The sequence below is a fragment of the Actinophytocola sp. genome, from assembly GCF_036555685.1.
GTDB lineage: Bacteria > Actinomycetota > Actinomycetes > Mycobacteriales > Pseudonocardiaceae > Actinophytocola.
Genome location: NZ_DATBKY010000051.1, coordinates 32,683 through 42,722 on the forward strand (window position 1 = coordinate 32,683; position 10,040 = coordinate 42,722).

The 10,040-nt window shown below is 72.7% G+C and carries 10 protein-coding genes; 2 read left to right on the plus strand and 8 right to left on the minus strand.

Going from position 1 to position 10,040, the window contains the following annotated elements:
• Window positions 1-27: 27 nt before the first annotated feature.
• From VH969_RS05840 to VH969_RS05875, 8 genes are all read right to left on the minus strand, one after another.
• The gene (locus VH969_RS05840) at window positions 28-2,310 is read right to left on the minus strand and encodes a heavy metal translocating P-type ATPase (protein ID WP_331971535.1); all 2,283 of its coding nucleotides are present in this window, start codon (window positions 2,308-2,310) and stop codon (window positions 28-30) included.
• Window positions 2,310-3,233, minus strand: a complete 924-nt coding sequence (locus VH969_RS05845; RefSeq protein ID WP_331971538.1) for a DUF8832 domain-containing protein — start codon at window positions 3,231-3,233, stop codon at window positions 2,310-2,312. Before VH969_RS05845 ends, VH969_RS05840 begins: the two co-directional genes overlap by 1 nt.
• Before the next feature lies 1 nt (window position 3,234).
• Complete coding sequence (locus VH969_RS05850) at window positions 3,235-3,441, minus strand: heavy-metal-associated domain-containing protein (RefSeq protein WP_331971541.1); 207 nt, start codon at window positions 3,439-3,441, stop codon at window positions 3,235-3,237.
• A 109-nt stretch (window positions 3,442-3,550) separates the two neighbouring features.
• Window positions 3,551-4,372: an endonuclease/exonuclease/phosphatase family protein gene (locus tag VH969_RS05855; protein ID WP_331971544.1), complete on the minus strand. Its 822-nt coding sequence runs from the start codon at window positions 4,370-4,372 to the stop codon at window positions 3,551-3,553.
• 100 nt (window positions 4,373-4,472) lie between these two features.
• The gene (locus VH969_RS05860; protein WP_331971547.1) at window positions 4,473-4,997 is read right to left on the minus strand and encodes a DUF1697 domain-containing protein; all 525 of its coding nucleotides are present in this window, start codon (window positions 4,995-4,997) and stop codon (window positions 4,473-4,475) included.
• A gap of 222 nt (window positions 4,998-5,219) precedes the next feature.
• Window positions 5,220-6,305, minus strand: a complete 1,086-nt coding sequence (locus VH969_RS05865; RefSeq protein ID WP_331971550.1) for a calcium:cation antiporter — start codon at window positions 6,303-6,305, stop codon at window positions 5,220-5,222.
• Window positions 6,306-6,398: 93 nt separating this feature from the next.
• Window positions 6,399-7,331: a glycosyltransferase gene (locus VH969_RS05870; RefSeq protein WP_331971553.1), complete on the minus strand. Its 933-nt coding sequence runs from the start codon at window positions 7,329-7,331 to the stop codon at window positions 6,399-6,401.
• A 108-nt stretch (window positions 7,332-7,439) separates the two neighbouring features.
• On the minus strand, window positions 7,440-8,177 hold the full coding sequence (locus VH969_RS05875) for an ANTAR domain-containing protein (protein ID WP_331971556.1): 738 nt from the start codon (window positions 8,175-8,177) through the stop codon (window positions 7,440-7,442).
• 136 nt (window positions 8,178-8,313) lie between these two features.
• On the opposite strand from VH969_RS05875, the gene VH969_RS05880 reads away from it, so the two are divergent.
• Window positions 8,314-9,030, plus strand: a complete 717-nt coding sequence (locus VH969_RS05880; protein ID WP_331971559.1) for an anti-sigma factor antagonist — start codon at window positions 8,314-8,316, stop codon at window positions 9,028-9,030.
• A gap of 37 nt (window positions 9,031-9,067) precedes the next feature.
• Window positions 9,068-10,040 (plus strand): DUF2252 domain-containing protein (locus tag VH969_RS05885; RefSeq protein ID WP_331971562.1); only part of this gene is annotated, 973 nt, incomplete at its 3' end.

Consider the following 10,040-nt stretch of genomic DNA (forward strand, 5'->3'; position numbering starts at 1 on the left):
CTCGCCGGGACAGGCGGGTGGCGGTTCCTAGGCGGCGTCGGGTAGCGAGCGCGGGTGGGCCGGGCCGGCCGCTGCCGGTGTGGAGTCGTTGCCCGGCAGGACCTTGAAGCCGCGCAGACGGAGGCTGTTCGTCACCACGAAGACCGAGCTGAAGGCCATCACCGCGCCTGCCAGCATCGGGTTCAGCAGGCCCGCCGCCGCCAGCGGCACCGTCGCGACGTTGTACGCGAACGCCCAGAACAGGTTGCCCTTGATCGTGCCGAGGGTCCGGCGCGAGAGGCGGATCGCGTCGGCCGACGCGCGCAGGTCGCCGCGGACCAGCGTCAGGTCGCTCGACTCGATCGCCACGTCCGTGCCCGTGCCCATCGCCAGACCGAGATCCGCCTGCGCGAGCGCGGCCGCGTCGTTGACGCCGTCGCCGACCATGGCGACCACCCGGCCCGCGGACTGCAGCCGGCGGACCTCCTCGACCTTGCCGGACGGCAGCACGCCGGCGATGACCTCGTCGATGCCGACCTCCGCGGCCACCGCCCGGGCGGCGGCCTCGTTGTCGCCGGTCAGCATCACCGGCGTAAGGCCCAGCGCGCGCAGCTGGCGGACCGCCTCGGCACTGGTCGGCTTGACCGTGTCGGCCACCACCAGCAGGCCGCGTGCCGCGCCGTCCCAGGCCACGGTCACCACGGTCCGGCCGAGGCGCTCCGCATCGGCCTTCGCGTCGGCCAGCTCATTCGGCAACGCCGGCAGCCAGTCGGCGGACTCGTGCGCCCGGCCGGCGGCGACCGAACGACCCTCGACCGTGCCGCGCACGCCGAGCCCGTCGATCGACGAGAACCCGGTGACGGCCGGCAGGTCGCCGCCCCGCGAGCGGGCCGCGGACGCGACCGCGCGGGCGATCGGGTGCTCCGAGGCGTCCTCGAGCGCGCCCGCCAGCCGCAGCAGCTGCGTGGCGGCGACCCCGGCGGCGGGCACGACGTCCACGAGGGACATCCGGCCGGCGGTGACGGTACCGGTCTTGTCCAGCACGATCGTGTCGACCCGGCGCGTGGACTCGAGCACCTCCGGGCCCTTGATGAGCAGGCCGAGCTGCGCGCCCCGGCCCGTGCCCACGAGCAGCGCGGTCGGCGTCGCGAGGCCCAGCGCGCACGGGCAGGCGATGATCAGCACGGCCACCGCCGCGGTGAAGGCCGCCGACGGGGACGCGCCGGCACCGAGCCAGAACCCCAGCGCCGCGAGCGAAAGCGCGATCACGACCGGGACGAACACCGCCGAGACCCGGTCGGCCAGCCGCTGCACCGGCGCCTTGCCCGTCTGCGCCTGCTCGACCAGCTTGGCCATCTGCGCGAGCTGCGTGTCCGCACCGACGCGGGTCGCCCGCACGACGAGCCGGCCGCCCGTGTTCACGGTCGCACCGACGACCCGCGCCGACGGACCGACCTCGACCGGCACCGGCTCGCCGGTCAGCATGCTCTCGTCGACGGCCGAGGAGCCTTCCTCGACCACGCCGTCGGTGGCGACCTTCTCCCCCGGCCGCACCACGAACAGGTCGCCGACGGCCAGGCGCTCGATCGGCACCCGCGTCTCCAGCCCGCCGCGCAGTACCGCGACGTCCTTTGCGCCCAGCGACAGCAGCGCGCGCAGCGCCGAGCCCGCCCGGTGCTTGGCCCGCGCCTCGAAGTACCGACCGGCGAGGATGAACGTCGTCACGCCCGCCGCGACCTCGAGGTAGATGTCACCGGCGCCACCGGACCGCTCGATCGTCAGGCGGAACGGGTGTTCCATGCCCGGCGTGCCGGCCGTGCCGAGGAACAGCGCGTACAGCGACCAGCCGAACGCGGCCAGCGTGCCGAGCGAGATCAGCGTGTCCATCGTGGCCGAGCCGTGGCGCAGGTTCAGCCACGCCGCCCGGTGGAACGGCAGCGCGCCCCACACGACGACCGGCGCGGCGAGCGCGAGCGACGCCCACTGCCAGTACTCGAACTGCAGCCACGACGACATCGCCATCGCGACCACGGGGATCGACAGCGCGAGGCTCACCAGCAGCCGCGTGCGCAGCGCCCGCACCTCGCGGTCCTCGGGCGCGGCCTCCTCGGGCGCGGGGGCGGCGGGCAGCGCGGCCGTGTAGCCCATCTTCTCGACCACGCCGATCAGCACGTCGGCCGTCACCGCGTCCGGCGCGGTGACCAGCGCCTTCTCGGTCGCGTAGTTGACGCTGGCCGCGACGCCGTCCAGCCGGTTCAGCTTCTTCTCGATGCGGGCCGCGCACGACGCGCACGTCATGCCGCCGATCTCGAGCTCGAGGTTGGCCGACATCACTTCTCCTCGTGCGGCTCGGCGACCGCGGTGAACCCGGCCGTGCGGACGACGCCGCCGTGCTGGAAGTCCAGGTACAGCCGGTAGGTACCCGCCGACGGTACCTCCGCGAAGAACGTGATCGCCGGGCCCGGCTTCGTGCGGCCGTCGCCCGGCTCGCCGTCCGGGTGGACGTGCAGGTAGGCGAGGTCGCCCTGGCGCAGCGCGATCAGGTGGCCGTACGCGGCGAGGTAGGGCTGCAGGTCAGTGACCGGCTCGCCACCCCGGTCGACGGTCAGCGTCAGCCTGCTGGTCGTGCCCGGCACGAGCGTGCCGGCGAGCGTCACGCGGTAACCGGCCACCGTCGCGGTACGCGACGGCGCGGGCAGGGGCTCGGGCCGGTACGCACCGGCCACCGCGACGTCCGCGCCGAGCGTGGTGCCCTCGTCGTGGCCGGCGGCCTGGAAGTCCGCGAACACCCGGTAGTCGCCGGCCGCCGCGAAGGTCAGCGGGATCCGCCAGGTGCCGTCGGCGGCCATCGCCGGGTGCACGTGCCGGAAGCCGGACAGGTCACGCCGGGCGACGACCAGGTGCATCAGCTTGTCGTGGGTCGGCGCGAAGCGGGTGACGGGCACGCCACGCTCGTCGAGGACGCGGAACGCGAAGTCGCCGCGCTCGCCGGCCCGCAGGCCGCCGCCGCGCACGTCGAGCGTCAGGCCGTCCGCCGAGACCTGCAGGCCCTTGGGCACCTCGGTGCCGTGCGCCGTGCCGTGCGTGGCGCTGCCGCCGGACGCCCCGCTCATGCCCTCGTGCCCGGCGGCCGCGGGCTCCGGCTCGGCCGCGACCGGCCCGACCGCCTGGCCGACGCCGTACGCGGCGGCGAACGCCACCACCAGGGCGAGCCCGAAGCCGCCGAGCTTGCTTGCCGTGCCGGAGATGGCCATGTCAGCTCGCCAGCTCGTAGCCGGCCTCGTCCACCATCGCGCGCACGTCCTCGGTGTCGACGGGCCGCTCGCTCGTGATGGTGACCAGGCCGGATGCCAGGTCGACGGCGACGTCGGTGACGCCCGGAATCCGGCCGACCTCCTCCCGCACCGCGCCGACGCAGTGCGCGCAGGTCATTCCGGTCACCGTGTAGGTCGAGGTGGTCACGACGTCTCCCGTGGCTCGTGCTGGGTCGTTCGAGTGCCACTGTACTATACCCCAGCAGGGTATCGGAAGACCCTCGCCGGACTGCCCCGGCGCAACCGTCTACACAGGACTAGAACAGCGTCGGCGGGGACGCGGCCTCGAAGGGGTCGATGGTGTTCAGCTCGCTCGTCGGCAGGCAGGTGAACGTCACCGACAGGGCCGAGTGGTCCGACAGCCGCGTGGTACGCGGCTCGTGCACGTACTCGCACTCCTCGATCTCCGCGGCGAGCTTCTTCGTGCAGTGGGCGTGGTCGTAGCGGTAGCCGTCGCCGGTGCGGCCGATCCAGCTGTACTCGGCCCGTTCGGGCTCCAGGTGCCGGAACGCGTCGACGAGGCCGTGCTTGTCGGTCAGGCCGCGGTAGAAGTCGTACTCGAACCAGCGGAACGTCGTGTAGCTCGGCTCGTGGTCCGGCTCGATCACGTTGAGGTCGCCGAGCAGGACGGTCTCCGCGCCGGAGTCGGACAGCCCGTTCGCGCCGAGGGCCTGGGACAGCTCCGAGAGCCAGCGGCGCTTGCGCTCGGTGCGTCCGGCCGTGGCGTCCCGGGTGGGCGCGTACGCGCCGAGCACGCGGACGAGCCCCATGCCGGTGGAGACCAGCACGCCCGCCACCCGTTCGGGCAGGAAGGACAGATGTGCCCCGATCGGGTCAACCTGGATCGGCAGCCTGCTGACGATCATCACGCCGTACTCGGCCGGCCCGGGCTTCGGGTAGACCACGGCCCAGCCGGCCGTGCGGAACGCGTCGGCCAGGTGGCGGCAGCCGTCGGAGGCCCTGGTCTCGGTCAGCACGAAGACGTCCTCGTGCCGCGTGGCGAGCCAGGCGAGCTGGCGGTGGGCACGCTCCTCCGAAGGGCTGCCGATATTGAAGGTCATCAGGCTGAGGCCGGACATGCGGCCGATGTTAGAGGTGGCCCTCGGGCGTCCCGATCACCGGTCGGCCACCCGACGCACCCGAGTGGACACTCAGCGCAGCACGGGGTTCAGCGCGGCGTCATTCCTCGGCCATGGCCAGCAGCTTGGTGACCGTGTTCCAGTTCCGCATGGTCGCCACCTCGCCCTTGCGGACCGGGAAAGCGGCGAGCACCTTCGAGTTCATCACGCCGTCCGGGGTCCAGAAGTAGATCTCGCGCTTGCCCACGTGGAACAGCTCGGGCGCGAAGCTGTCCGCGGCGAAGTCCGGCCGTACCGGCGCGACCCGCAGGAACGACACGTGGTAGCGGGAGCCGTTGTCGGCCACCGAGCCCAGCGGGTCGGCCTCGACCACGGCCCGCAGCTCGTCCGCGGTCAGCACCACGCAGTCGATCGAGAAACCGGAACGTTCCGCGAGGTGCGCCTCCAGCTCGCGCTGGACGGTGGCCGGGCGCTTCGCCGAGCGGAACACGGCGTTGCCGCTCTGCAACAGCGTCCGCGCGTTCTCGTAGCCGAGCTCGGCGAGCCAGGCACGCAGGTCGGCCATCGCCACCCGCCGCTTGCCGGCCAGGTTGATCCCGCGCAGCAGCGCAACATACGTCGGCACGAACGGGAGACTAGCGCCGCGCGGGGCCACAGGCGAGCACGCGGAACCCGTGTACCGACAGGCGATCCACGACCGGGGCGACAGCGGCACGTTCTGGCGACCGCGGTGCCGCCGGGCAGCGGCACCGGCGCGAGGTGCCCGGCGAGCAGCTTCGCGCCGGCGCCGTCCACGTCGCACAGTCCGACGTGCGACGTCCACATCGGACACGAGGACGGCGAACTGTCAGGGGTTGATGGCGAGGAAGATGAACGCCGCCAGCAGGACCAGGTGCACGCCGCCCTGCAGCCGGGTGGCGCGGCCGGGGACCACGGTCAGCACGCTCACCACGACGGTCAGCGCCAGCAGCACCATCTGCGTCGCGCCGAGGCCGAGCACCAGCGGGCCCTCCAGCCACACCGACGCCAGCGCGATCGTCGGGATGGTCAGGCCGATGCTCGCCATCGCGGAGCCGTACGCGAGGTTGAGGCTGATCTGGATCCGGCCGCGGCGGGCCGCGCGGACCGCGGCGAGCGTCTCCGGCAGCAGCACCAGCATCGCGATCACGACGCCGACGAACGACTGCGGGAAGCCGGCCAGCGCGACCCCGTCCTCGATCGCCGGGGACTCGACCTTCGCCAGGCCCACGACCGCGACGAGCGCGAGCATGAGCAGGCCGAGGCTCGTCAGCGCCGCGCGCGTGGTCGGCGGGACGGCGTGCTCCCCGGCTTCCTCGGGGGCGCCGTGCTGCGTCACCGGCAGGAAGAAGTCCCGGTGGCGGACCGTCTGCGTCAGCACGAACGTCGCGTACAGCGCGAGCGACGCGAGGGCCGCGAACGACAGCTGTGCCGTGGAGAACTCCGGCCCGGGCTCGCTGGTGGTGAACGTCGGCAGCACCAGGCTCATCGTGGACAGGGTGGCCACGGTCGCGAGCGCGGCGCCGCTGCCCTCCGCGTTGAACAGCGTGACCCCGAACCGCCGCGCGCCGAGCAGCAGGGAGAGCCCGACGATCCCGGTGGTGGTCAGCATGACCGCGGCGAACACCGTGTCCCGCGCGAGCGTGGCCGAATCCGGCCCGCCGGAGACCATCAGCGTGACGATCAGCGCCACCTCGATGACGGTGACCGCGACCGCGAGCACCAGCGAGCCGAACGGCTCCCCGACCCGGTGCGCGACGACCTCCGCGTGGTGCACGGCCGCGAGCACCGACCCGGCGAGGAGCAACGCCACGGCGCCGACGAGCACGGCCCCGGGCGCGCTTCCCCAGGTCAGCGCCAACGCGACGATCGCGAGTGCGGGTACGAGCACCGTCCATTCCAGCAACCGCCGCATACGCCGACCTTAAGGCGTGCCCGGCGGGTCACCGTGGATCACCGGCCCGCGACTCGCGGGCCGCCGGGCCCGCTCTCCCGGCGAACGCGCCGGTCAGGCCGCCTTCGGCTGCTCCCCGTCCAGGCGCTCCTCGATGGTGTCCGACGCGCGCTCCGGCGTACCGGCCGCGCGGGCCAGCGTGCGCACCCGGCGCGCGGCGGCGCGGGCCGGCTCGTCGACCGCGAGCCGCGAGACCGTGCGGCGCAGCGTGGCGGGGTCGAGGTCGGCGAGGCGTACCAGCACGCCCAGCCCGAGCGCGGACAGCCGCTGCGCGTGCCGGTGCTGCGCCGCCGTGCGCGGCGCGAGGACGATCGGCGTGGCGTGGCGCAGCGCGGCCGCGATGCCGGGCAGGTCACCGTTCGCGAGCACGACGTCCGCGTGGTCGAGCACGGCGAAGCGGCCCGGTAGCGGCGTGAAGTTGACCGGCAGGTCGTCCGCGGCCAGGTCGCTCGCCAGCACCAGCACCTGCCAGTCCTGCTCGCCGAACGCCTCCGCGAGCAGTTCGACGGGTACGTCGTCGAGCGAGACCACGAGCACCTGGCGTGGGTCTTCGGGAGTCCAGTCGCCGAACACCGTGCCGCGGCCGGCCGGGTGCACGTACAGGTAGTCCTCGCCGAACGAGCGCTCGGCGGGCCAGTCCACCACCTCGCCGGTCGCCAGGTTGGTGTCCGCGACCACGACGCGGACGCCCCACTCGAGCCCGAACGCGACGGCGTCGTCGTAGGTCCGCGGGTCGCACACGATCAGGTCGACCGGCTTGGCACCCAGCCGCTCGGTGAACGCCGGCAGCCCGCGCAGGCTCTGGACGTCCCGGCCGAAGCGCAGCAGGAGCACGCCCGCCTCGGCGTCCTCCTCGGCGAACGGGTCGCCGGTCGCGAACGTCACGAGGTGCCCGCGCCGGCCGAGCTCCTCGGCGACACCGAGCGTCAGGTACTGGTGGTTCTCGTCGGGACGGCTGAGGAACAGCACGTGCCGGGTCGATCCCATGGTGGCCTCCGTGGACGGCGTGTCCTCCGAACGTATGGCCGTCCCCTCGCGCAAACCTCCAGTTCCGCTGGAGGCCCCTGGCCCGCGTGCCGCCGATGCGGTAGGGCGTCAGCCGGAGTTCGCCGCGAACAGCGCGAGCTTGTCCACCTCCTGGTCGAACCGGCCGTCGTCGTGTGCGTTCACGATCAGCTCGGCGAGGTCGCGCAGCTTCGTGTTGCTGTTCTGCGACGCGCGGCGCAGCGTGTCGAACGCCTGCTCGGAGTCGTACTCGAAGTGGCGCATCAGCAGGCCCTGCGCGCGCCCCACCAGCGACCGGGTCCGCAAGGCCGCCTGCAGCTGGCCGACCAGCTGCTGGCTGTCGTGGTAGAGCGTCGCGTTGTCGAAGGCCACGCCCGCGTTCAACGTGAGCAACAGCACGACGTCGTACGCGAGGTCGTCGAACTGCCCGGCCTTGCGGGAGAACAACGTCAGCACGGCGTGCTCCTCCCCGTGCGTGGCGAGCGGCAGCGCGAGGCAGCCGTGGAAGCCGCCGTTGATGAGCTGCGTGCTGAACGCGGGCCAGCGCTGGTCGGTGTTCGCGTCGTCGAGCCGGCGCGGTTCGGTGAACGTCACCGCTTCGATGACCGGGCCGGGCGAGAGCGGGTCGAAGCCGAGGTCCGCGCCGCCGACCACGGTCTCCACCGACTCGGTCGACCGCACGGTGATGGTGGCCGCGTCGCAACCGGGGATCGTGCGCACGATCCGCGCGACGAAGCGGTCGAGCGTGGCGCCGAAGTCGTCGGCGTCGACGAGTCTGGTGACCTCGACGAGCTCCTTGGCGATGGTGAGAATGTCGTCGTCGGGCATTGCCCGAGTCTTCCCCGGAACAGCCGCGAGAGCTAGGGTGATCGCGACCTCACGGTTACGCAGTCAGCCGTGTGCCTCGAACCTCCCGGAGGCCCGAATGGCTGAACCTATCCGCACGCGGCGTCTGAGGTCCCGCGTGACTCGCCACCACTCCCCCATCACCGAACCGCTGCTGAAGCTGCACGGATACTCGCCACGCGCCGGCGTGGCCGTGGTGTCCGCGGACGGCGAGATCGACCTCGCCAACCGCGAACAGCTCGCCGCCCAACTGTCCTTACCGACCGACGACCCGGCCGTCCGGTTACTGGTCTGCGACCTCTCGGCCACCACGTTCCTCGCCTGCTCCGGGCTGTCCGTCCTGCTGGACGCGAAGGCCCGGCTCGCGGCGCGTGGCGCGAAGCTGCGCGTGGTGTCGGCCGACTCCGCCGTGCTCCGCATGCTGGACGCCACCGGGCAACTCGCCGTGCTGGACGTCGCGCCGGAGCTCGCCGCGGCCGTCCCGCACGCCGACGAGGACCTCGACGACCTCGACGACACCGGGAAGCCGCCCTCGGCAGAACCGCGGACCCGCGACGCCGACGGCCTGCTGGAGCTCAAGACCGCGCTCGCCCGCGCGGTGGCGCAGACCACCCGGCTCGCGGTGACGTGGGGCCGGCTCGCCGAGCAGGTCGCCGCCCTGGACGCCGACCGGCTCGTGGACGGCCGCGGCGGGCACTGGCAGCCTCGCGAGACGCTCGCCGAGATGGCCGAGGACCTGCGCGTACTCCAGAACCATCTCGCCACCGGCGCGCTGCTCGCGGCGCCGACCGTCGAGGACCTCGGCCACCTGCGAACCTTGGGCGGAGACTCCTGACCGCGCCGAACGTCCGGTTTGGTGGCAGTGTTGAGGAATGGGTGGCTGCGTCGAACGGATCCGGGACCGGGGTGACGAGGAGCGTGCGAAGGAGATAGTCGACGTTCTCGTGGAGGCGTTCGACGAGCTCATGCGCGCGGACCCGGTGGCCTTCCGGCGCAAGTTCCGCAAGATGGCGGCGGCACCGTTCGCCTTCTACCGCGGCACCGCCTGCCTCTTCTACGCCGACATGGTCCACGAGCCGGATCCGTGGGCGGACGAGCGGACGAGCCGGGTGTGGATCCAGGGTGACCTGCACGCCGAGAACTTCGGCACGTACATGGACGGCTCGGGCACGCTGGTGTTCGACGTCAACGACTTCGACGAGGCCTACCTCGGCAGCTTCACCTGGGACCTGCGCCGCCTGGTCGCGAGCCTCGCGCTGATGGCGTGGAGCAAGGCGATCTCCGACGACGACATCGCCGCGCTCGTCGGCACCTACCTGCGCGCGTACGTGCGCCAGGTGCGTGACTTCGCCGCGAACCCCGGCGACGAGCTGGTGCGGCTGCAGCTCGACAGCACCGAGGGCGTGGTGCACGACGTGCTGCTCCGGGCCCGCGTGCGGACCCGGATCGAGCTGCTCGACACGCTGACCACGGTCACCGACTACGAGCGGGAGTTCACCCGGCGGCTCGGCGTGCGCGAGCTCGACGACGGCGAGCGGGAGACCGTGCTGCGCGCGTTCGAGTCCTATTTGGACACAATTCCGCAGGCCAAGCGGCTCAAGGGACACAGCTACCACGTCAAGGACGTCGTCGGCCGCTCCGGCTTCGGCATCGGGTCGGCCGGGCTGCCCGCCTACAACGTGCTCGTCGAGGGCCACACCCAGGCGCTCGAGAACGACGTGGTGCTGTCGATGAAGCAGGGCAACGTGCCGGCGCCGAGCCGGATCGTCGGTGAGCAACGGATTCGGGGGTACTTCGAGAACGAAGGCCACCGCACGGCCGTCTCGCAGCTGGCGCTGCAGGCCT